The 22,004-nt window shown below is 46.7% G+C and carries 19 protein-coding genes; 4 read left to right on the top strand and 15 right to left on the bottom strand.

Annotation, left to right across the window (positions count from 1 at the left end; all coding sequences use genetic code 11):
* Window positions 1–79 precede the first annotated feature (79 nt).
* The 8 genes from C1I60_RS18095 to C1I60_RS18060 form a co-directional block, all read right to left on the bottom strand.
* Window positions 80–904, bottom strand: a complete 825-nt coding sequence (locus tag C1I60_RS18095) for a thioesterase II family protein (protein WP_137062997.1) — start codon at window positions 902–904, stop codon at window positions 80–82.
* An 809-nt stretch (window positions 905–1,713) separates the two neighbouring features.
* Window positions 1,714–2,691 (bottom strand): class II fructose-bisphosphatase, encoded by a 978-nt coding sequence (gene glpX / locus C1I60_RS18090; protein WP_137062996.1) that lies wholly within the window; start codon window positions 2,689–2,691, stop codon window positions 1,714–1,716.
* A 134-nt stretch (window positions 2,692–2,825) separates the two neighbouring features.
* Entirely contained in the window at window positions 2,826–3,629 is an 804-nt protein-coding gene (locus C1I60_RS18085; protein ID WP_137062995.1) for a pyruvate, water dikinase regulatory protein, read from the bottom strand.
* 13 nt (window positions 3,630–3,642) lie between these two features.
* Window positions 3,643–4,263 carry a helix-turn-helix transcriptional regulator gene (locus tag C1I60_RS18080; protein WP_014281403.1) on the bottom strand — a complete coding sequence of 207 codons (621 nt, stop codon included), beginning with the start codon at window positions 4,261–4,263 and terminating at the stop codon, window positions 3,643–3,645.
* A gap of 236 nt (window positions 4,264–4,499) precedes the next feature.
* Window positions 4,500–5,711, bottom strand: coding sequence for an ABC transporter permease (locus C1I60_RS18075; RefSeq protein WP_137062994.1), 1,212 nt, complete (start codon window positions 5,709–5,711; stop codon window positions 4,500–4,502).
* On the bottom strand, window positions 5,708–6,427 hold the full coding sequence (locus C1I60_RS18070; protein WP_137062993.1) for an ABC transporter ATP-binding protein: 720 nt from the start codon (window positions 6,425–6,427) through the stop codon (window positions 5,708–5,710). The genes C1I60_RS18075 and C1I60_RS18070 overlap by 4 nt, the downstream gene beginning before the upstream one ends.
* Before the next feature lie 6 nt (window positions 6,428–6,433).
* Entirely contained in the window at window positions 6,434–7,891 is a 1,458-nt protein-coding gene (locus tag C1I60_RS18065; RefSeq protein WP_137062992.1) for an efflux RND transporter periplasmic adaptor subunit, read from the bottom strand.
* Window positions 7,892–7,904: 13 nt separating this feature from the next.
* Window positions 7,905–9,080: a TolC family protein gene (locus tag C1I60_RS18060; protein ID WP_137062991.1), complete on the bottom strand. Its 1,176-nt coding sequence runs from the start codon at window positions 9,078–9,080 to the stop codon at window positions 7,905–7,907.
* A 320-nt stretch (window positions 9,081–9,400) separates the two neighbouring features.
* Between C1I60_RS18060 and C1I60_RS18055 the strand changes: the two genes are divergently transcribed.
* Window positions 9,401–9,589, top strand: a complete 189-nt coding sequence (locus tag C1I60_RS18055; RefSeq protein WP_137062990.1) for a hypothetical protein — start codon at window positions 9,401–9,403, stop codon at window positions 9,587–9,589.
* A gap of 94 nt (window positions 9,590–9,683) precedes the next feature.
* Here the strand turns inward: C1I60_RS18055 and C1I60_RS18050 are convergent, their stop codons facing one another.
* The gene (locus C1I60_RS18050) at window positions 9,684–10,010 is read right to left on the bottom strand and encodes an MGMT family protein (protein ID WP_137062989.1); all 327 of its coding nucleotides are present in this window, start codon (window positions 10,008–10,010) and stop codon (window positions 9,684–9,686) included.
* Window positions 10,011–10,153: 143 nt separating this feature from the next.
* Complete coding sequence (locus C1I60_RS18045; RefSeq protein WP_137062988.1) at window positions 10,154–11,314, bottom strand: rhamnogalacturonan acetylesterase; 1,161 nt, start codon at window positions 11,312–11,314, stop codon at window positions 10,154–10,156.
* Between the two features lie 434 nt (window positions 11,315–11,748).
* Here C1I60_RS18045 and C1I60_RS18040 point away from each other — a divergent pair, with 434 nt between their 5' ends.
* The 3 genes from C1I60_RS18040 to C1I60_RS18030 all read left to right on the top strand — a co-directional run bounded on the left by C1I60_RS18040 (window position 11,749) and on the right by C1I60_RS18030 (window position 14,875).
* Window positions 11,749–12,939, top strand: coding sequence for an acyltransferase (locus C1I60_RS18040; RefSeq protein WP_137063837.1), 1,191 nt, complete (start codon window positions 11,749–11,751; stop codon window positions 12,937–12,939).
* A gap of 112 nt (window positions 12,940–13,051) precedes the next feature.
* Window positions 13,052–13,753, top strand: coding sequence for a response regulator transcription factor (locus tag C1I60_RS18035; protein ID WP_137063836.1), 702 nt, complete (start codon window positions 13,052–13,054; stop codon window positions 13,751–13,753).
* A 15-nt stretch (window positions 13,754–13,768) separates the two neighbouring features.
* Complete coding sequence (locus C1I60_RS18030) at window positions 13,769–14,875, top strand: sensor histidine kinase (protein WP_137062987.1); 1,107 nt, start codon at window positions 13,769–13,771, stop codon at window positions 14,873–14,875.
* Between the two features lie 90 nt (window positions 14,876–14,965).
* On the opposite strand, the gene C1I60_RS18025 is transcribed toward C1I60_RS18030, so the two are convergent.
* From C1I60_RS18025 to C1I60_RS18005, 5 genes are all read right to left on the bottom strand, one after another.
* Window positions 14,966–16,390: a glycoside hydrolase family 1 protein gene (locus C1I60_RS18025; protein ID WP_137062986.1), complete on the bottom strand. Its 1,425-nt coding sequence runs from the start codon at window positions 16,388–16,390 to the stop codon at window positions 14,966–14,968.
* Window positions 16,391–16,409: 19 nt separating this feature from the next.
* Window positions 16,410–18,299, bottom strand: coding sequence for a beta-glucoside-specific PTS transporter subunit IIABC (locus C1I60_RS18020; protein WP_137062985.1), 1,890 nt, complete (start codon window positions 18,297–18,299; stop codon window positions 16,410–16,412).
* A 117-nt stretch (window positions 18,300–18,416) separates the two neighbouring features.
* A complete protein-coding gene (licT, locus tag C1I60_RS18015) occupies window positions 18,417–19,259 on the bottom strand; it encodes a BglG family transcription antiterminator LicT (protein WP_137062984.1) in 843 nt (280 codons plus the stop codon).
* Window positions 19,260–19,517: 258 nt separating this feature from the next.
* On the bottom strand, window positions 19,518–20,372 hold the full coding sequence (locus tag C1I60_RS18010; protein ID WP_137062983.1) for a DMT family transporter: 855 nt from the start codon (window positions 20,370–20,372) through the stop codon (window positions 19,518–19,520).
* A gap of 17 nt (window positions 20,373–20,389) precedes the next feature.
* Window positions 20,390–21,853 carry a glycoside hydrolase family 1 protein gene (locus C1I60_RS18005; RefSeq protein ID WP_137062982.1) on the bottom strand — a complete coding sequence of 488 codons (1,464 nt, stop codon included), beginning with the start codon at window positions 21,851–21,853 and terminating at the stop codon, window positions 20,390–20,392.
* Between the last annotated feature and the right edge of the window lie 151 nt (window positions 21,854–22,004).

Raw genomic sequence — 22,004 nt, 5'->3', positions numbered from 1 at the left:
TGGTGGGTTGATAGTTGAGTAGTTGCCGAGTTGTTAATAACGTTGTGTATCGCGTGGTGTATCATGATGTGTGGGACTTTTAACTCTGTCTGAATCGTGGTTGTAGGGTATTGGTGCTGTAGGATGCATGAGCTGCGGCAGCGTGGTTCAGGGCTAAGGATGCGGACAAAATATTCACGACTGCGCTTAGAACTTCTTGCTCTTGTTCATGAATAAAAAAGTGATTGCCTTCGAACATTCGCACATCAATGGGCGATGTGGTGTGCTGCTGCCAGGCATGAAGTGACTCAGTGCTCACCTCATGATCCTTCATGCCACCCAAGATGGTCATTGGACAGGCCAAGGGGCTTCCTGGCTGATACACATACGTTTCGCACACCTTAAAATCCGCGCGCAGACGGGGCATAATAATTTGCATTAACTCTGCATTTTGCAGTACTTCTTCGGGTGTTCCCTGCATCAAGCGAAGCTCATCGGTGAATGGTTGATCTGCTAAATCATGGAGTTGTTTTTTTGAATACGGACGATGTGGTGCGGATTTACCGGATACGATGATGTGGACAGGCAGTTTTCCGGTTTTGCTATACAATTGCCGTGCTGTTTCAAAAGCAATCAGCGCTCCCATACTGTGTCCAAAGAAAGCAAACGGCTTATGTACGTATGGAGCCATAGCAGGAAGCAGCGAGTGCACGATGTCCTGAATAGTATCCATTGGGGCCTCAGTTGAACGGCTTTCACGCCCTGGAAGTTGTACAGGCAACACCGTAATGTCAGGCGCAAGTCTAGACTTCCAGGAACTAAATATAGAAGCGCCACCACCGGCATAAGGGAAGCAAAATAGCTGGAGCTTCTCAGCTGGATGAACCGCTGCTTTCGCAAACCAAGATTGTGACCGAGTCGTCATATGAATTCCTCCATCCTCTATGCAGTTCATAATTTTACAATAAATCCTTATATCTCTTTTTTTCTTCCAACACTTTCTATCTGTTTTTAAATATACAAACTTTAAAACCGCTTGACATGGGACAAAAGTTCTAAATTGATAGAATTCATAAAAATAAAACAAAACCCATATTATGATATTTATTTCCAGTCTTTAAAAGCAAAAATCTCACTTTATTTATTAATTTCCTGCTGATAATGATCTGTTAACTGGATTCAAAACGAGCTTTCAGATTTTCAGGAATTTTGTAAAATCAAAATGATGACGATTTGCAATAAAGCTAAAAAGCCTTGTACTACAATGATTATACCTTTACATGCCATTAACATAAATGTAACAAATTCAACCTGATATTATCCGACAAATTCCGCCTTTTTCCGCAATAGCCTTCGACCTCCTGTTTTATGGGATTAAATTTCTTCAAGCTCACATCCATCAAAATTAATAACTCTTTAATTTTTCAATAAATCACGTCATTTTATAGTCCTATAGAACTAATTTTCACGATTTTTTTTTGACTCTCTGTCTAAAAATTTTAGTTCAGATTGAATTTTTCTCCCTCAAAGCTATGAATTTTCTTTTCAAACTTTTATAGAAACGTTTTTATCTTCCTTCAAAAGTGCCGATTTTCAGGAATTTATATCTTTGGTTATGCCCCTTCTGCAATCGGTAAACGAACAGGAAACACCAAACAGCAAGTCTCCATAGGGTAAGAGACTTGCTGTTTTCATGCTGTATTATGACCTGGTCTTTGAGTTAGCTGTGAAGACCTAAGAGGATGCGGCTGCAGCGAGCGTACCCAAAGCGTCTGTTGTGTGGTGAATACTGCGCACGAAGCGAATCGTTTTTGTTTCCGAGTGCATCACGACCGAATGAGTTTCTGCTCTATGACCAGGAAGGGAACGAACTCCTTGCAGCCACTCGCCTGGCGTCACGCCAGTAGCCACAAACATCACACCTTGGCGTCCGACCATATCATCCATGGATAATAAAGCCCCAGGATCAGCAATGCCCATACGGTTGCACCGTTCGATCTCTTCTTCACCATGAGGCAACAGGCGACCTTGAATCTCGCCACCCATGCATTTCAGCGCAGCAGCAGCCAGCACACCTTCAGGCGCTCCACCGGAGCCGATATGCAGATCAACACCGCTATCCAGGCATGTTTCAATAGCACCCATTACGTCTCCATGCCCAAGCAGCTTGATCCGAACGCCGCTCTCCCGCAGAAGCTTGATAATCCCGGCGTGACGTGTACGATCCAGAATAGACACGGTAAGTTCGGACAAGGATTTACCCAGTATCCGTGCGGCCTTTGAAAGGGTAGCCGGAATCGGATCATCCAGCGATAGCTTTCCAGCCAGTGCCGGGCCTACAGCCATTTTTTGCATATACATATCCGGAGCATGGAGCAGACCTCCACGGGGGGCAGCAGCAATGACCGATAGGGCATTGTTCAATCCGTTCGCCACCGTTTCGGTTCCCTCCAGCGGGTCGACGGCGATGTCTATGGCTGGCCCTCTGCGATTGCCTACTCTTTCCCCGATATACAGCATGGGGGCCTCATCCATTTCTCCTTCGCCAATGACGACCGTACCGTCCATAGATACCGCATTAAAATGAGTGCGGATGGCTACGGTAGCCGCCTCGTCCGCGCTGTTCTTATCTCCACGTCCTGTCCATTGCGCTGATTGCAGCGCTGCCGCCTCTGTAACCCGAACGAATTCCAATGCCAGTTGACTCTCCATACCTTCCCTCCACCTCTCCTATACATAATTGTTATCCTATGGAAAATCATTTTTATAGGGCAGCTATACTGCCTTTTTTATCTATAACACTCCTGTATCCTACAGCAACTATTATCTATTGAGCAGCTACGCTTCTATAACATCCTGATAATCAAACCTGCTGTTTCTTCAATCGCTTTATCGGTGACATCAATGATCGGGCAACCTAATTTCGTAAATAGGCATTGCGCATACGCAATCTCTTCCTCCACCCGCGTCGATGTAGCATATTGCACATTGTTAGGCAATCCCATCACCTTGAGTCGCTCACTGCGTATTTTTAACAGCAGCTCCGGCTGGATCGTCAACCCGAACACCCGACCATGCTGTACATCCTGCAACTGTGCAGGCGGTGTCAGCTCCGGTACGACGGGAATGTTGACCGTTTTATAACCTTTATGCGCCAAAAACATCGACAAAGGGGTTTTGGAAATACGTGATACGCCTAGCAATACAATATCTGCTTTGAGGATGGCGCTCACATCTTTGCCATCATCATATTGAACCGCAAAATCCACGGCTTCCACACGGCGAAAGTAATTGTCGTCCATCCGATGCAGCAAACCGGGCTTTTCCTTGGGATCATCATGGAACGTGTCAGCAAACGCCTGCATCATCGGGCCCATGATATCGACAGCCCGCACATTCAGTCGCACAGCCTCCTCTTTCATCGCTTCTCTCAATTCCGGCTGTACCAGCGTATAGGCTACAAAACCTTTACGCTCAGCCACCTCTTCCATCACCCGGCTCAGTTCGTCTTCATCTCTTACATTCATAAATCTCTTGATCTCTGTGTCCTGTAGCTCAAATTGGCGCATAGTGGCCTGAACGACAGCTTCCGCCGTCTCGCCAATCGAGTCTGAACAGATCGCTATAAAATGACTACGCGCCTGAACCATTCGATTCCTCCCATTAATCCTCTGCTACCATATCGAGCAACATTTTGATAATATTTGTTTTCGTAATGCGTCCCACGACTTTCCAGTGTTCCCCTGGTTTGTCGGAGTTGGAAGGGACGACGACGGGCAGACTGTCAATTTGACGAGCAATGATTTTGCGCGCTGCCTCCAGTACAGTGTCTTCCGGGGAAACAGTGACGACATTCGCCTGACGAGTCATCACGAGGCTGACAGGGATGGTCGCCGCATTCGGATTGCCTAACGTAACCTTGAGCAGATCCTTGCGGGAAGCTACTCCTGCCAGATTCCCTTCTTCATCGGTAACGATCAGGTTACTCACGTTCTCCAGAAAAAGAGCAACCACAGCTTCCTGAATCGTTGTTGTTTCACGTACGATGACTGGAACTCCGTGAAGATCGCCGACCTTCATTTGCATGAGCCGGAATTTTTCCTCCCGGTTCGGCGTGCCCCGTTTTCCGACAAAATAACCAACCTTGGGCTTCGCATCTATATAATTCAGAATGCCCAGCTTGGATAGGTCGGTCCGAATGGTCGCCTTGCTGAGATTGAGCATTTCCGCAATCTGATCACCGGTAATCGGGGCATGCTTTTGTACGATGTTTAAAATTTCCACTTGTCTTGCCGTAAGGTCGATGATGAACGCCCCTCCTTTTTTTTCCTTGCTATCTGATATTGAATATAATACGTCATATATAATTATAAATCAACCTTTAAAAGCATATAAAACATCACATATATAAAATTAAAGCGGTTATTGATGATTTTTTATCGTTTAAAGCACTTATACCACACCAAAAAAGCGGATACTTCACACCCTGCTCTTTCGAGTAAGACGAAGTATCCGCTTCTTTATTCGTATCTTAAAGCATCGATCGGACGCAGCTTGGACGCCTTCCGTGCCGGGTACACTCCAAACAGTACACCAACACCCATGCAGCACAGAAAAGAGTACAACACCGGTTCCATCGTATACACAATCGGCATATGGACAAATTTCTCCAGCAGCTTCGCGCCCCCAAGACCCGCCATAACACCAACCAGTCCGCCCATCAGACTAAGAAAAACAGCCTCGGCCAGAAATTGCAGCATAATATCACTGCGCTGCGCACCAATCGCCTTGCGAATCCCGATCTCCCTCGTCCGTTCCGTGACGGACACCAGCATAATATTCATGATGCCAATGCCCCCAACACCGAGCGCAATCGCAGCAACGCCGAGCAACAGCATATTCATAACCTTGTCTACACCTGAGACCGTTTTTAGAATCTCCGTCTGGGTCGTGATTTGGAAATCATCGCCCTCTGATGGCTTCAGCTCATGCCGGGCGCGCAGCACCTGTCGGATTTCAGCACTCGCCTGGTCAATCTTCTCCTCCGTTGTTGCAGAAGCATTCACCTGCTGAATGCTCATATTCCCCAGTCGTTCCATCCCTGTTGTAATCGGCACATATACCTGCTGCCCGCTGTTACCCATATTGGAATTGGAATTCGTCAGTACCCCGACCACCTTAAAAGGTAGCTGCTTGATCATGATCGTTTCCCCCACTGCCTTGGAGGCATCCGGACCAAAAATATTACGGGCTGCATCGCTCCCTAGCACCACGACATTCAGTCTCTTCTCCACTTCATAGTGGGTAAAAGACCTGCCCTGAGCGAGCGACAGCTTTCTCACATGGATGAAAGCCAGCGAAGTCCCCTCAATCTGCCCGCTGACCTTATTGCGGCTCCACGTAATATCCGCACTGGTCATGGCACTTGGAGCTACCTCGGCTACGGCTTTTTGCTGCTCTAGCGCAGCGATATCCTCCAGAGATATTCCTTTCGTCTGACTGAACGACATGGAGCTGGACCCATCATATGGGGCATAAGGATAAATCATGAGCAAATTGTTTCCCATACTGTTAATCTGCGACGTAATCGTGGCCGTAGAGCCTTTACCGATGGCTACAATCGTGATTACAGCAGCCACCCCAATAATAATGCCCAGCATGGTCAGCAAGGATCGCAGCATATTGGTTCGCAAACTGTTGAGCGATACCCGGATAATTTCCCGAAATTTCATGCCTTCACTTCCTCTGCCGCCATTCTTCGGTTCCCAACAGGCTGATCCTCTTCAATCCGTCCATCGCGAAAATGAATCAGACGCTTGGCGTATTCCGCAATTTCCTGATCATGCGTAACGAGCACAACCGTTTTCCCCCGATCGTTCAGGCGTTGGAAAATCTCCATAATTTCAACGCTCGTTTTGGAGTCCAGTGCGCCTGTCGGCTCATCCGCCAAGAGAATCACCGGATTGTTCACAAGTGCGCGCGCTATGGATACCCGTTGCTGCTGACCGCCTGACAACTCATTCGGCTTGTTGTTCATCCGATCGCTCAGCCCCACACTGGTCAGCGCCTCAATGGCCCGCAAGCGCCGCTCCTTGGCTGGTACGCCTGCATAAATCATCGGCAGCTCTACGTTCTCCAAAGCTGTGGCCCGCGGAAGCAAATGAAATTTTTGAAATACAAATCCGATTTTCTGATTACGGATAATAGCCAGCTCATCCTCACGAGCATCCAGTATGGAATAACCGTCCAAATAAAACTGTCCCGAGGTAGGCAGATCCAGACAGCCGATGACATTCATCATCGTGGACTTGCCTGATCCGGACGGGCCCATGATTGCCACAAAATCACCGTCAGCAATGTTGAGCTGCACATCACGCAGGGCATGAATTTCCTGATCCCCAACCTGGTACACCTTTTTCAAATCCTCAATTTGAATGACGTATCTCATACCCGTTTAAAAGCCTCCCTGCATGCCGCCCATAGCGGAAGGGTCCGGCGGAGGTTCAGGAGCAGGCACAATAAGAGTGTCACCCTCCTTCACACCCGACTTGAGCTCGACTCGATCTGGCGTGTAAAATCCGAGCTCTACGGGCTTGAATGTGCGCGCCCCTGGATTTGCCGGATTAGCAGCAAAATAGACGCCGTCCTGTCCACCTTCGGATCTCAGCGCAATCGCTGGAACAAACAGTACATTTTTGTGTACTCCCAAAATAACGGATACATTCATAACCATGCCGGTTTTCAGCTTGCCTTTCGGATCATGAACGGACAGCTCCATCAGATAGGTCGTCATGCCTTCATCTGTGGATGCTTCCGGTGAGACAAATTGCACCTTGCCCGGGAACGACTCACCCGGGTAAGCATTGGTGGATAACACCGCTGAAAGTCCTTTTTTCACCTTTACAATATCGTTCTGACTGATTTTTGCGCCAATCTTGAGATTGTTGGAGTCCGAGTTATTCATGACGATAAAAGGAGCCGTCGGACTGGTTCCGACATCCCCGTTCACCTTTAAAATGACTCCGTCCCACGGTGCCGTGACCTGAAGCTTGTTCAGGTCATTTTTTTTCTGCTCCAGCTCGGTGGCCAGTCTTCTAACCTCAATCCGTGCGGATTGGATATTGGAAGCATCGGCTGGAACCTCTATTTTGCGAAGCTCAGCCATAGCCGATCGATAGCCGATTTCAGCCTCTGCGATAGCACGGCGCTTTTGCGACATGATTTTGCGGAATTGTAAATCCAGACCGTCATAATCCGTCTGTGCTTTATCCAGTGCTTGCTCTGCTTGCTCCATTTCACTGTTGGACACCGCTCCGGCATCATGTAAAAACTTTTGGTCTTCATATGCCTTTCGCGCCTGCTCCAACTGCTTTTTGGAAGCCTTCTTCTGACTTTCCGCTTCTTCCAGCTCAAAGGATTCCTGCGCTGTATCGACAGCCATTTTAGCCCGAAGCACATTCGTCTTCTGAATTTCAATATCCTCCGCCTTCGGCCCCTTCTCCAATTCAGCCAGCTTGGATTTGGATATTTCCAAATTATCGGATGCGCTCTGGATTTGCATCTTAATTTCAGAACTGTCCAGAAGAGCCAGGACTTGTCCTCTTTTCACCTTATCTCCAGCCTTCACATTTACCGCCGCCAGTTTATTTTCGCCTGTACTTGTAAAATTCAGTTTTACTTCCTTGGAAGCCTGCACGGTACCAGACGTATCCAGCTTCTCGCTCACATCCCCACGTTCCACTTTAAGCGTCTCGTCCTGAACCAATGGTACAGCCTGCTCTTTGGGCAGCTTCAAATATACTGCTGTTCCACCCCCGCCTATTACCAGCAGCACAACCATGGTCCAGATCCACTTTTTTCTCCGTTTTCTTCGTAACTTTAATAAGGCGTCGTTTAAAACCGTTTCTGCCAACTTCGTTTCCTCCCTATGTGCTCCATGGCTTGCTCAACGTGTATTCATTCTGACTCAGCTCAATCGCCAGCTCTTCCATTTGCCGTTCAATCTGGTCCACCTTCAACTGACTATTTTTCAGCTCCAGCTCAATAATTAAGCCTCTGGCCCACTTTTTGCGGGACAAATCCAGCCCCTCTTTTGCCGTGCGCAGGCTTTCTTCCAGTTGAACGTATTTTTTTTGGTTTTCTTTGACCGTGGCATATAAATTGCGAAGCGATTCGGCAAAATCCTTTTGTCCCTTGTCCAGCTCCTCCTTGGCCGTATCCACGTCCATTTTGGCTAAATCGTAAGCACCTGCGCCGCTGTTAAAATCGAAATATCTCACATTGAGTTCCGAAGTTTTGATACTATCCTCCAGCTTCCACAAGTTTGGATTCATATCCATCAGCTGTTGTATATGTATTTCGATATCCAGCTTCTTCGGTTCCTTGTATACGGGTCGATCCACCATTTCATAGGCTGTTCCGTTTGGCTGACCCATCAGAAAATTCAGAGCGTCACGCGATTTTTGCAGCGTAATTTTCCCCTGCTCGACTGTCTGCTCAGCCTGGCTTCTGGCCTGTGTACTCTCGTTTTTCGCATACTCAGACAGCTTGCCGCGCGCAAATTTGGCGAGTGCAATCTTTTCCTCCGCTTGAGCAATTTCAAGCGCTTCCAGATCATTTTTCACCTGATTCTCTGCCACGAACACGCTCTGGTAGCTTTTCATCACATTAAAATATATCTGATCCTTAGCGAATTGCGCCTGCTTTTTGCTGGCTAGATAGGATAACGTCGAAGAGTTATAATTTTTCCAGGATGACTCATCACCAACATATTCACCATCTATAAAATCCACGAATGCATTGCCCAGATCCTTTTCCGCATTTTTTAGTTCCATTCTTCGGCGCTCCACGTCCCGCTCAGCAGTACGCGTGTTGTAGCTATTCGTTTGTGCCCATTCCGCTGCCTGTTTGAGCGTTAATGGAGGTAAAGCCTGACCCGTTATGGAGGCGGTCTTCGATGTAACCACAGCAGACGAGGTTCCTGATATACTTGCCGACGTATTTCCTGTTGTGCTTCCTGCTGCACTGTCAGCCTGAACGGTGGAAATCAAGCCTGACGACATCGTCAATACGAGCAGCGTGGCAGCCGCTTTATACTTCATAGGATGAATCTCTCCCCTCTCGGTGTAATCTTTCAAATGATTTTTATAGATTTCGACATAAAATTCCACAGTCTATCCGCCACCTAATTGTACTTTCAGGTGAATGTTGGTACAAGGTGTCAAACCAATACATTTTTGTAACCTTTATTTCAGGATTGTCGATTCAAGCTGTTCTCCTGCAAATCAGATATAAAATGAACCTGTTTTTACCTGAACTTTACCTAAATTTCAGCTAATTTTAAGGAAACCAACAGCATCTATTAAGGTTAGGAGCATATAATAGAGAAAGAATAACAGCCGCTCACTGGGAGGGTTAATAGATGATAAAAGAATCTCGCATGACTACTACGAACGTACCGTCTGATTTGTGGATGACCCGATTTTTACGTGAATCCGAACAGCAAAAGAAGCAATTGATCCGGGAAGCCCGGAAAAATAACGATTTACCGCTTATAAACAGTATTTCTTTCCACCTTGCCCAACGGAATCAGCAGCATCTGATCAGCTAGGGATGATTTTAATAGAATTATATCTCGCTTCTAACCTAAAATGCCGATCAACGTCGCTTTGGATGCGTACGTGATCGGCATTTTCAGGTTGCTTCTATTCGTCTTCTATCACCGCTTGAGAATCATACAGGTATTTTTCCAGTGAAATTCGTCCGTTCTTCATAAACTGTATACCTTCCGCTTCCAAAAGCAGCCTTTGTAAAGAAGCTCCTTCATCGTCCTGTAGCGCAATTTCTCCCAATCGGTTTACGACCCTGTGCCAGGGCAAGCGGTGCTTGCTGCTCAGCGTATGCAAAATACGCACAACCTGACGCGCCCCTCTCGGACTGCCTGCTTCCGCTGCAATTTGTCCATAGGTCATGATTCTTCCCTCAGGGATGAACTTGATTATTTTTAATACACGAGCTGTAAAAGGCTGCATGTGATCGTCGGATCTCCTTTCCCCTAGCCGTAAACTGTGGTCTTCACGTCTCAAAACAGTGCTGACACCAGACAACAAAACCATTCCGGCTCTCGTGCTGTTTTTCTATCATTATAGCACCCACAGTCTTCAGATGGCGAAGGCTAGAATCCGCTTAGACCCTGCCTTTTTAAATCCTTGGCTACTAGACGTGCCAGTTCCTTTGCTCCGGCAACATTCGGATGCAGCGTATCACCATTCATATACAGGGCGAGTGTGGCTTGCGGACCAATGGAGGTAAAATAAGCTGAGCTAAGCACGTTCAGATCGACCAAGGGCGTTTGTTCCTCTTGCGCCAGCGCTAAAATAGAGCCTCTATACCATCTATTTTCAGCGGTGTGTACATTATTCGCGTTAAAATCAGTGGCTCGCCCCTGCGGTGTTGAAAGGATTACGGTTGCCCCTTTGGCCTTGACCTGCCGGATCATATCCCGCATCCAGTCCTTAAACTCCGCTTCGCTTTCGTTATGCTTCGGGTTGGTGTCATTAATGCCCAACTGGAGAATGAAATAATCCCCCGGTTTAATGTATTTGACGATCGCCTCTAGCTGACCGTCCTGATGGAAGCCCCTTGCAATTTGCCCCCCTGACGCCATGTTACGGATCTGGAATGTATTTGTGTTTACGAATTGCGGCAATAGCTGCCCCCAGCCGGCCTGCACGCTGCTATCCAGCGGATAGTAATTGCAGACGGTAGAATCCCCACCGATGTAAATCGTCCGATTCGTGACGGGATTGTTAGACAATCGCCTGATTTCCAATGCACTTATTGCAAAAGAGGTTCCCTCTTTACCTTCTGTAATTAGTAAATTCAATTGTCCATCGGTCACAGGAATTTGAAAGCGGTCCTTTGCTCCGTCCCCCGTCATATTGATGACCTGATATACTCCCTCGGCGGCAACGCTCGCTCGGGTTGTATTCCCTAGCGTGACCGATACCTCATATAGCCCAGGAGCTAGATCCACATCAAATGTATTTTCGCTTTTCGTACCAGTCGTCAGAAAGCGTACTGCATCACTAGCGACACCAGTACCCGATGCACCCACATTGCGCACATTCTCGGGTGTACGAAATCCATAACCGCGGGTTGAATCGTATCGCAGGGATGCACTCACCCCAGTATAGCCAGATTCCACTGGACCCGCGCCAAAATCAAATTTGTAATCGCCAGCTGCTCCATATGCGGGCGTTGTCCCATTCAAGCCCGGCGTACTGCATAACAGAGCGACCAAAAGCATACTGGTCATTCCTTTTATCCACTTCATATCATCATTCCTCCTCCAAAATGTAGAATAGTCCAAAAGTCTTTCGATATTTGTAAGCGCATACAATAAGTTATATTCATTTACTTCATAGACACAGGTTTGTATCCATTGGATTTCTAAGCAGGCGAAGGCTTACTTAGAAATCCGATCCCTCCTTTCAAATAAATCACACTCTTAAACATTATAGAATAAATGGTTATATTATGTAAATGAGTATTTTGCATAAATCCCAAGAGCGATTCCATAGCCCCTTTCATGTGGAATGAAAGTTCTTTTTTTGCCTTTCCTCATTAATTCTTAACAAAAGTTAAGAACTTCATAAGCGTTTCTTAAGCGCTCTCCTTCCGGGGTGTTAAGAACTTTAGCTTTTAATAGAGAGAGTTCATACAAGGACAGTTCACAGCCGAAAGGAAATGAAGCTTATGAAGCCCCTTATAAAGCCTACGACCAAAGAAATAATTCCCGAGTTGCAGTTGGTCCGAGCCATGGCGATTCTGGCCGTCATCATGGTACATGCCACCTCTTACGCAACCGTTCAACTTACAAATTCCAGCCTATATATTGTGTATAATGCGCTCAATGTGCTCATGAAGTACGGCACACCTGTATTTATCGCGCTAAGCAGCATGGTATTGTTCTACAACTATAAGGATCGTCCCATGGGACGAGAGCTGCTAATCCGCTTTTATAAACAGAGACTACGGTACATCCTCCTGCCTTATATTATGTTTTCTCTATTTTATTTCGTCCTGTCCCTTGCGGCTGGCAGCTCCGAACCCTGGACTGCAACCGGACTGGCGGAAAGCTTTGCTGTGAAGCTGGCAACAGGTAAGGCGTATACGCATTTGTACTATATTTTTATCATGATGCAATTCTATCTGGTATTCCCATGGATATTGTGGCTGCTCCAGCGTTACCGTCGTACACCTCAATGGTCTGTGGCCATTGGACTGCTGGTGCAGTGGTCGTTCGTGATTGGCAACAAGTTCATATTCCAGGTGCAAAATAAAGGAAGCTGGGCTTTGTCATATATGGCCTGCTACATGCTGGGCGCTGTCCTTGGCTACTACTATCCGCAGCTCAAATCATGGTTTCTGATGAGCAAGAGAGAAAGACGCTCTACCGGGGCGCTGACCTGGATCGGCATATGGGCTGTATGGCTCATTTCCGCCACCGTGCATGTCTATATGTGGTACGAAAGAAGAAAATACGGAACGTCGTATAATTCCTTGATATTCGAGCTTGTGTACAATATGTACAGCTTGTCCAGCGTGTTGGTTTTGCTACAGGTCTCCTTTCTGATGTATCGGCAAAAACATACCTTTATTACCCGTAAACTGGATCACTTGGGCGCATTATCTTTTGGTGTGTACCTGATTCACCCGTTTTTCCTGCTGCTGTATCGTCAGTTCTCGCCGCATATCGGTTCACCATTGCTTATTCATGTATGGTATGCCGGGGAGTTTCTCTTTGCACTCATTTGTTCTTGGGTCGTCGTTGCGGTCACCGCACGCCTCCTTCCCTTCGCCTGGATATTCTTTGGTCAGTTGCCGGGAATGCGGAAAAAGAAAGTGGATCAGGGGAAACGCATGTCTTCACTGGAAACACTGCTGTCCAAAGGATGATCATGGAAAACAAGCGACCAGAGCAGCGGACTGAATGGCCTGCGTGTGCAAAAAGGTATATAATACGCCCATATTGTATACTGCTTGAAAGAAGAGAAAGGAAGCCGCAATGATGCATAATGGAACGATTTTATTGGTTGACGATGAACCTGAAATCATTAAGCTGATGCAGATTTATTTGGAAAATGAAGGCTACCGCCTGCTGACCGCCCGTGACGGTCTCGAAGCCTTGGAGCAGGTCAGCCGGGAAACGGTGGATGTGATGGTGCTGGACATCATGATGCCCAATATGGACGGGATTGAAGCCTGTATGAAAATCAGGGAAACCGAGCATTTTCCGATTATTATGCTATCGGCCAAAGGACAAGACATGGACAAAATTACGGGCCTGAGCGTCGGAGCCGACGATTATGTGACCAAGCCATTTAGTCCGTTGGAGCTGGTAGCACGTGTCAAATCACAGTTGCGCAGAATACGCAAATACACCCAGCCTTCCGCTGTGCTGGAGCATGAAATGGTATTGGACGAATTATCCATTAACTCTGCCACTCACGAGGTTACCCTTTCTGGAGAGCCCATTAAGCTGACGCCGCGTGAATTTGCCATCGTAGAGCTATTGGCCCGTAATCGCGGTCAGGTGTTGAGCATGGAGCAGATTTATGAAAAAGTGTGGAAGGAGCAATATCTGGAATCCAATAACACGCTAATGGTTCATGTACGCAAAATTCGTGAGAAGATTGAGACGGACCCGAGAAAACCCAAATACCTGAAAACCGTGTGGGGCATCGGCTACAAAATGGAAAAATTGGATTAATGGAGGACTTATGTCTTGAAGGCAAAACGATACGATACGTTGGGATGGAAGCTGGCAGCCCTTAGCCTCGCCGCCTTTACTTTAACCGGACTGATTCTGATGGTATTTTACAATGGGGCATCTTTACTATTGTGGCTGAACCCTTCACGTTCGTTTTTTGGCACTCGCCTGATTCGCTGGGCTGTGAACAACATTGGTTCTCCAGTGATCATGATCATGGGCGGATTGCCATTGTATGTGTATTTCTTTTTTCGCTTTTCCAAAAATACGATTGGTTATTTACGCGAAATTACGACCGGTATGCAGGAATTCGCAGACGGGCATCTGTCCTACTCGATTCCCGTTTCCTCGGCGGATGAGCTGGGGACGCTGGCAAAAAATATGAATACTATGGCGGACAAGCTCCGTCTCTCTATGGAAGAGGAACGGGCTTCCGCCAAAGCCAAAAGCGACCTGATTACGGGCGTATCCCATGATCTCCGCACCCCGCTAACATCTGTCATCGGTTTTCTGGAATATATCGAAACCGACCGCTACCGGGACGAAATTGAGCTGCGCTACTATGTGAACATTGCCTATGAAAAATCATTGACGCTTAAAAAGCTGATCGACGAGCTGTTTGAATATACACGCGTGAGCGGCGGCAGTCTGCCACTGGAACTGGAGCCTGTAGACCTTGGCAAATTGCTTACCCAGTTGGCCGAGGAATTTGTCCCTTCACTGGAACAGGCGGACATGACCTACCGCGTGCGAATAGTCGAGCCCGTGCGGATTTTGGCTGATACGGACGAGCTGGTGCGTCTGTATGAAAATCTGTTTTCCAACGCGATTCGATACGGAAAAGACGGCAAGCGCCTGGATATTACAGTGGGACGCGAGGGCGACGAGGCTGTGGTCATCTGCACCAATTACGGAACTCCGATTCCTTCAAAAGATGTGCCGCATCTTTTTGAACGTTTTTACCGGGTGGACAAATCACGTTCCAAGGAAACTGGAGGTACCGGGCTGGGGCTGGCGATTACGAAAAGCATTACCGAGCTGCACGATGGCAGTATTTCGGTTAGAAGCAGCCGCAGGCAGACGGATTTTGAAACTCGTTTCCCTCTCTACCATTCTCGCTAGTCCATATACAAACGAACCAGCCAAAGATCGTATCTCGGGCCGGTTCGTTCCTGACTTTTATGGAATTAAAGGATTGTACCCCTTTATTTTTTAGGATTCGAACAATACCTCCCCATTGGATTCAATAATCTTTTGGTACCAGTAGAAGCTGTTCTTTTTTCTTCTTTCCAGCGTACCCGTACCATCGTTGTTTTTGTCTACATAGATAAAGCCGTACCTTTTTTTCATTTCTCCCGTTCCTGCGCTGACAATGTCGATTGGACCCCACCAGGTATAGCCGAGCACTTCGCAGCCATCCTCAATAGCTTCATGCAACTGGATCAGATGCTTGTTCAGATAGTCCACTCGCTCGGGATCATGAATTGAACCGTCTTCCAGAATTTCGTCATGACTGCCGTAACCGTTCTCTACAACAAACAGAGGCTTCTGATATCGGTCGTACATTTCATTACATACATAGCGGAAGCCTTTCGGATCAATTGGCCATCCCCATGGTGTTTTTTCCAAATAGGGATTGTCGAGTCCCATAATGCCACCTGTATTGCCCAGGATGGGCATACCTGCTTTATGCGTAGTACTCCGATAATAGCTAAATCCCAAATAATCAGCCGTATGCTCCCGCAGTAATTGTTCATCGCCAGGCTCCATTTGAATCATGATGTTATGCTCTTTCCAGATCCGTTTGGCATAGCTTGGATAATAGCCTCTAAGGATCACATCGGAATAAAATAAGGATCTTCTTCTCAGCTCATAGGCGTCAAACACATCGTCCGGATTGCAGGTATTCGGATAGATCGGACTCAGAGACAACATAGCACCCATCATTGCACCAGGGATAATTTCATGGCACAGTTTGGTAGCCAGCGCGCTGGCAACGAAAACATGGTGACTGGCCTGATAAATCGTCGGAAGCTTATGCTCATCGTCTTGAACGACAATGCCTCCTGCCGCCAAAGGAATCGTGTGAAAATGATTGATTTCGTTGAAGTTCATCCAATATTTCACTTTGTTTTTATACCGTTTGAAGACAACTTCCGCATACTTTACGTAGAATCCAATCAGCTCGCGGCTTTTCCAGCCTTCGTATTTGCGGATCAGATTCAAGGGTAGCTCAAAGTGAGAAATAGTGATGACCGGCTCAATTCCATACTTCAATAGCTCATCAAACAAATCATCGTAAAATTGCAGCCCTTTTTCATTCGGCTCGGCATCATCCCCATTCGGAAAAATTCGGGACCATGCAATGGAAGTCCGAAAGCATTTCATGCCCATCTCCGCAAACAGGGCGATATCTTCTTTATAACGATGATAAAAATCAATCGCTTCATGGCTGGCATAATACTTGTTCTCATCAATCGTCTCATCAAACGTTCCGCCTACAATGCCTCCCCGGAATGCATCGCTGATCGCTGGCCCTTTACCATCCTCGTTCCATGCCCCTTCGGCCTGATTCGCCGCTATAGCACCGCCCCATAGAAAATTCTCAGGAAAACTTTTGCCTATTTGTTCTGTCATGACTATCTTCCTCCTTTATTTAATGTATTGTGAGCAAAACACTTTGCAAATCTACGGATTTTTGCTGTGTTTGGGTAACCTTTTGGTAAGCAGTGCTGTTGGTAACAATAATCGGAGTGGTCAGGTCATAACCGGCTGCCTGGATTTTCGGAATATCAAATTCAAGCAGTAAGTCTCCCCTTTCAATCCGTTGCCCTTGCTCCACATGCTTTGTGAAATAATCGCCTTTCAGCTTAACCGTATCCAGTCCCACATGAATTAACAGGTCCAGATGGTTGTCAGAGGTGATGGCCACCGCATGGCCGGTTCGGAATACGAGCGAGACGACCCCGGAGACGGGTGAATATACCTTTCCTTCGCTCGGCAAAATGGCTATACCTTGACCCATCGCTTCCGTAGAGAACGCAGGATCAGGCACTTCATGAAGCGGAACAATTACGCCATTTATAGGAGCATAGACACTCTCAATGACTACGGTTTGTCCAGATTCAGTCTGTAAGGCAGGCCCGGATTTTTCTGGTTCCGTCTTTCCTGTCTCCGCATCCGTTGCCCCGTTACCTTCATTAAAGCCCAGAATATAAGTTAATACGGTAGTAATCACGAATGAAATGGTGATGCTGATCAAATAAAAAGCAATAGTATTCGTAAAGAACGCTGGAATAGTCGTTATGGCAGGGAACACATAAGCGAGCACGGTTGTCTGGAAATGCCCGGCAATGGCCCCACCGATCGTTCCCCCGATTACGGCGGCAATCATCGGTCTTTTCAGCTTCACGGACAGCCCATAAACGATAGGTTCCGTAATACCGGCGAACAGTGAAGGGAGAATAGATGACAGAGCGTAAGCTTTCAGCTTTTTGTCCTTGGCTTTCAGAAAGACCCCAAGAGCGACACCGGATTGGGCAAAGGTCGCGGAAGCCATCATGGGTCGGATCGTATCAAACCCTTTGAGGGAAAGATTGTTGATCATCGCAGGTGCAATCCCCCAATGTAAACCAAACATCACCAGGAAGGTCCAGCCGCCTCCCAGAATGGCCCCGGTCAAGAGACCGCTTTGTGTACTTAAAAATTCAATACCATCTGCAATGCCTTTACCGGTGTACACTCCCAGCGGACCGATCACAATGGCAGTAAGCGGAACCATAATTAATAAGGAAACGAGCGGAACCATAAATAATTCAATGCTTTTCGGAACCACTCGCTTCAGGAATCGTTCCAGATATGAATACAGCCAAATGGCTAAAATAGCAGGAATAATGGATGTCGTATAACTCATCAGGACAACGGGAATATGGATAAAGGATGATATATCCCCCGTGTTTTCCATCAGCTTGGTGAAGTTAGGCTCCAGCAAAGCGGCCATAATGGCGGCAGATACAATAGGCTGGGTCTTGAACGTTCTCGAAGCTGAAAATGCTAACATCAGTGGCAGGAAGTAAAACACACCGTTGCCTGCGGCAGCAAGGATAGCATAGGTGCTGGAGGCACTGTCCAGCCACTCTAACTGCGTAAGAATAACCAGGATAGCTTTCAGCATCCCTGCACCAGCCAAAGCAGGTACAATCGGCTGGAAGATCGAGCTCATGACGGTAAAGGCTCGACTGATAAAATTACCTTCCTTTGAATGGTCCTCTTTCTCATTGTTGCCGCTTTTTACCTGAAGGTTGTAATTCCCCGCAATCGCATCATAGACCTCGCTAACATGATTGCCGATCACCACCTGGTACTGTCCTCCGCTTTCGATCACGGAAATGACCCCGTCGGAATTTTCCAAAGCCTCTTTGTTGGCTTTTTTCTTGTCCTTGAGTGTAAATCTCAGACGGGTCATACAATGGTACAGATCACGGATATTTTCCTCTCCGCCTACATTTGTTACAATGAATTTCGCTAATTCATCATGCTTGCTCATAACGCCTGCCTCCAATGCTCTCTGGTTGATATAAAAAAAACCTGAGTAATATCCGATACCAAAATGCACTTTAGTATCGAAATTACTCAGGTAATGCCCACGAATGGTAACACCCTGCTAGTTTTCTGTTCTGTTGACCAATCTGGAAATGTGGATCATAAGGTACATCATTTCATCATTGGTTAGTTTCTGTTCAAACTGCTTATTCACATAAACCCCTATTTTTTGTACGCATCTGTGCTCTTCCGGAAATTTGGTTTTCAGGTCTTCAAACAAATTCATGTACTGTGGATCTGCCGATTCATGGGCAAAAAGCCGCTGGGCAAAAAATTTAAGATGAGTTACAAATCGGTTATAGTTCCATGAATCTTCATCAAACTCAACATTGAAGTGATATTTTACAATATCCATAATATCCTTGATGACTTTTGACGTTTTTAGCGTCAGGTCTAGCTTCTGGTTATCCAGACGGGCGTTGACGAAATGCAGAGCAATAAATCCGGCTTCATTTTCATCGAACGTAATGTTGATCCTGTTACGGATCATCTCCAGCGCATGTTTTCCGATCGCGAATTCTTCGCGATAAAACCGCTTGATTTCCCATAGGAACCGGTTTTCAATCGGGGTGCCCCTTGCATGCCGTTCAATGGCAAATGAAATATGGTCAATCAAGGCCAGATAAATATAATCACTAATGTCTCCGGCCAATCTCGGTCTGGCATACTCCACGATTTCATCTGCAATTTCAATGCATTCCATCTTCACATCTTTCAGCAAATCCGCCAGCTTCGCGGATAGATCCTGAGTTTTGACTACAAACAGCTTCGTGATTTTACGCTCATCGATGGTATCCCCCGGCTTCAGGTTGAATGCGATTCCATTCCCTGTCGCAATGACCTCTTGGGCGTCCTCTTCCTCTGCTAATACGACATTGTTGTTAAGCGCTTTCTTCAAAATCATGCGACCACCTGCTTTTATTTACTGGAAGGCCATTTTTTAAAGAGACTCTGTTAAAAAATGTGAACACACTAAAAAACCTGAACAGAACACCGCTTAATAGACGTTATCGCCCACTTACCGGAACTCCATTCAGGTTATGCCTAAAATAGTAACACCCTGAAATTATAAAATTCATTTCTGTAACCGTTTTCTTGACTTTATTATAATAGAGTTTCTTTTTTACTGTCAACCCTTTATTAAAAAAAGCCTTCCAGCCGCTTACTGCGACTTCGGAGTCCCTGAACGATTCACTATCCAGATGCCCGCCAGTACTAAAAAAATGCCAAGCAGAGTAGCCGCTTTGAGCTCCTCGTGAAGAAAGATCCAGCCGGATACAACACCGATGATGGGAACCAGCAACAGTGTAACAGAAGCTTTACTTGCTTCCATTCTGGTGAGAATATGGGTCCACAGCAGGAATGCCAGAGCCGACGCCACAATACCGGAAAATAAAATATAAAAGATCGACGCAGCGCTAAAATGCGGCTCCCATCGCTCAAACAACAGGGAATACAATAGCAGTCCGAGCGCACCGAACGCCATCTGCCAGGTCGTAAACTGGGTTTTATCGCAATGCTGGAGCTTGAGCTTGATAATCAGGTTGGAAAGTGCCCATGCAATCGCCGAACTCACTCCAAGCAGCATGGCCCACAAATTGCCGCCCAAATGAATGTCCATAGCAAATAACAGCCCCATCATGCCTGTAGCAATTCCAATCGTTTTGCTTGTGTTGAGTCGCTCACCCGGAATAAGAAAATGCGCCATAATGGATACAAATAACGGCATGCTGTACGTAAGCACAGAGGTTAAGCCAGCATTAATGTAGTTCAGGGAAATCTGAATCGCAATATTAAAATAGGTAGTCTGGAGAATTCCGCAGAGTATAACCCATTTCATCGCGTGCCTGTCAGGATAGGGAACCCGCTTCCAAAAGAGAATTCCGAACAGAAGCAGCGTGCCCGTGAGAAACCGGAAAGAGGCAAATTGGACAGGTTCAAAGGCTCCATTGCCCAATTTCATGATGACAAAATTAAAGCCCCAGATCAGGCATAAGAGCAGGCTCAAGCCTTTCATGCTTCATACGCCTCCGTTTAGAGCACTTCTCCGCCCGATTCAATCACTTTTTTATACCAGTCAAAGCTTTTTTTCTTGTAGCGGTTCAGTGTTCCGTTGCCCAGATCATCCTGATCGACGTAGACAAAGCCGTATCTCTTGGATGCCTGTGAAGTTGAAGCACTGATCATGTCGATTGGGCCCCAGGCGGTATAGCCGAACAGATCTACTCCATCCTCAATCGCTTCCCTCATTTGCTCGATATGTTTTTTCAGATAATCAATACGATAATCATCATTAATCGTCCCGTCAGGGCTCATTTGATCTGTCGCGCCCACGCCGTTTTCCGAGATGAACAGCGGCTTCTGGTAGCGGTCATACAGGTTGTTCAGCGCATAACGTAATCCTTTAGGATCAATCTGCCAGCCCCATTCGGACTGCTCCAGGTAAGGATTTTTCACACCGCCAATCAGATTTCCGCTTGCTTTGGCATGCTGGTCGGCAGTGGCGCTGGCATTGTTGGACATATAGTAGCTCAAGGACACGAAGTCCACGAGATTATCGCGCAGGATTTCATCATCGCCCGGTTCTTTATGCAGGACAACGCCCTTTTCCTTGAACATGCGTGCGGTATAGGACGGATAATAGCCTCTGGTTTGTACATCACTGAAAAAGAAGGACACACGTTCTTCCTTTTGGCATTCAAGCACATCATCCGGATTGCAGGTATTCGGATAAAGTAACAGATAGCTGATCATGCACCCAATCTGGGAGTTTGGTATAATCTCATGACAGGCTTTGACTGCCAGCGCACTGGCTATAAACTGGTGATGGGCAGATTGATACTTGTCCTGCTCCAGGTTCGGGTGATTCTCTTCAATGATCCCGGCGCTGACAAACGGATGGTGCTTGACACAGTTCATTTCGTTAAACGTAATCCAGTATTTCACCTTATTCTTGTAACGAGTAAACACGGTTTCGGCAAAACGGACGAAAAATTCAATCAGCTTCCGATTTTTCCACCCACCATACTCGGTGACAAGATACAAAGGCATATCGTAATGGGTAAGTGAGATGACAGGTTCAATACCTTTGGCTAGCAGGGCATCAAAAACCTTGTCATAGAATTGCAGCCCTTTCTCATTGGGCTCTGTCTCGTCGCCATTCGGGAAAATACGTGTCCAGGAAATGGAAGTTCGGAAGCATTTAAAACCCATCTCGGCCAGCAGATTAATATCTTCTTCATAACGGTGATAGAAATCATTTCCCCGGCGTTTGGGATAATTTTGGGTGCTGTTTGGGTCCAATGCTTCCTTGACTTGGGCGTGGGTCATCATATGCCACTGATCCAGCCAGCGCTTTTTGTCGAGTTCCGGATCAAAGGTAAATACATCAGAGATGGAGAGCCCTCTCCCATCTACATTGTAAGCCCCTTCAATCTGCATGGCAGCGGCTGCCCCGCCCCATAGAAAATCCTTGGGAAATCCCTTTGCCTGTTCCATGTTGCATTCCTCCAGGTCGTATATAATTTGTGAAGAAGTATGACGGAACCCGTGCGCCTCAAATGCATTCCGGATTGCTGCATACGCTTTATGCTTTCATGCTACAATCTGGGATGCATTCCAGGTCAAGAACTAAATTTTTGGAGTTGAA

Source organism: Paenibacillus terrae, from assembly GCF_005217525.1.
GTDB classification, from domain to species: domain Bacteria; phylum Bacillota; class Bacilli; order Paenibacillales; family Paenibacillaceae; genus Paenibacillus; species Paenibacillus terrae_C.
The sequence above is the reverse complement of the archived record's forward strand: the minus strand, read 5'-3'. Positions and strand labels throughout refer to the sequence as shown.

Bases quoted from the DNA above. Each gene is read 5' to 3' on its own strand.
- C1I60_RS18095 (WP_137062997.1), bottom strand. From the start codon at position 904: ATGACGACTCGGTCACAATCTTGGTTTGCGAAAGCAGCGGTTCATCCA.
- glpX (WP_137062996.1), bottom strand. From the start codon at position 2,691: ATGGAGAGTCAACTGGCATTGGAATTCGTTCGGGTTACAGAGGCGGCA.
- C1I60_RS18085 (WP_137062995.1), bottom strand. From the start codon at position 3,629: ATGGTTCAGGCGCGTAGTCATTTTATAGCGATCTGTTCAGACTCGATT.
- C1I60_RS18075 (WP_137062994.1), bottom strand. From the start codon at position 5,711: ATGAAATTTCGGGAAATTATCCGGGTATCGCTCAACAGTTTGCGAACC.
- C1I60_RS18070 (WP_137062993.1), bottom strand. From the start codon at position 6,427: ATGAGATACGTCATTCAAATTGAGGATTTGAAAAAGGTGTACCAGGTT.
- C1I60_RS18060 (WP_137062991.1), bottom strand. From the start codon at position 9,080: ATGAAGTATAAAGCGGCTGCCACGCTGCTCGTATTGACGATGTCGTCA.
- C1I60_RS18055 (WP_137062990.1), top strand. From the start codon at position 9,401: ATGATAAAAGAATCTCGCATGACTACTACGAACGTACCGTCTGATTTG.
- C1I60_RS18050 (WP_137062989.1), bottom strand. From the start codon at position 10,010: ATGCAGCCTTTTACAGCTCGTGTATTAAAAATAATCAAGTTCATCCCT.
- C1I60_RS18045 (WP_137062988.1), bottom strand. From the start codon at position 11,314: ATGAAGTGGATAAAAGGAATGACCAGTATGCTTTTGGTCGCTCTGTTA.
- C1I60_RS18035 (WP_137063836.1), top strand. From the start codon at position 13,052: ATGCATAATGGAACGATTTTATTGGTTGACGATGAACCTGAAATCATT.
- C1I60_RS18025 (WP_137062986.1), bottom strand. From the start codon at position 16,390: ATGACAGAACAAATAGGCAAAAGTTTTCCTGAGAATTTTCTATGGGGC.
- C1I60_RS18020 (WP_137062985.1), bottom strand. From the start codon at position 18,299: ATGAGCAAGCATGATGAATTAGCGAAATTCATTGTAACAAATGTAGGC.
- licT (WP_137062984.1), bottom strand. From the start codon at position 19,259: ATGATTTTGAAGAAAGCGCTTAACAACAATGTCGTATTAGCAGAGGAA.
- C1I60_RS18010 (WP_137062983.1), bottom strand. From the start codon at position 20,372: ATGAAAGGCTTGAGCCTGCTCTTATGCCTGATCTGGGGCTTTAATTTT.
- C1I60_RS18005 (WP_137062982.1), bottom strand. From the start codon at position 21,853: ATGGAACAGGCAAAGGGATTTCCCAAGGATTTTCTATGGGGCGGGGCA.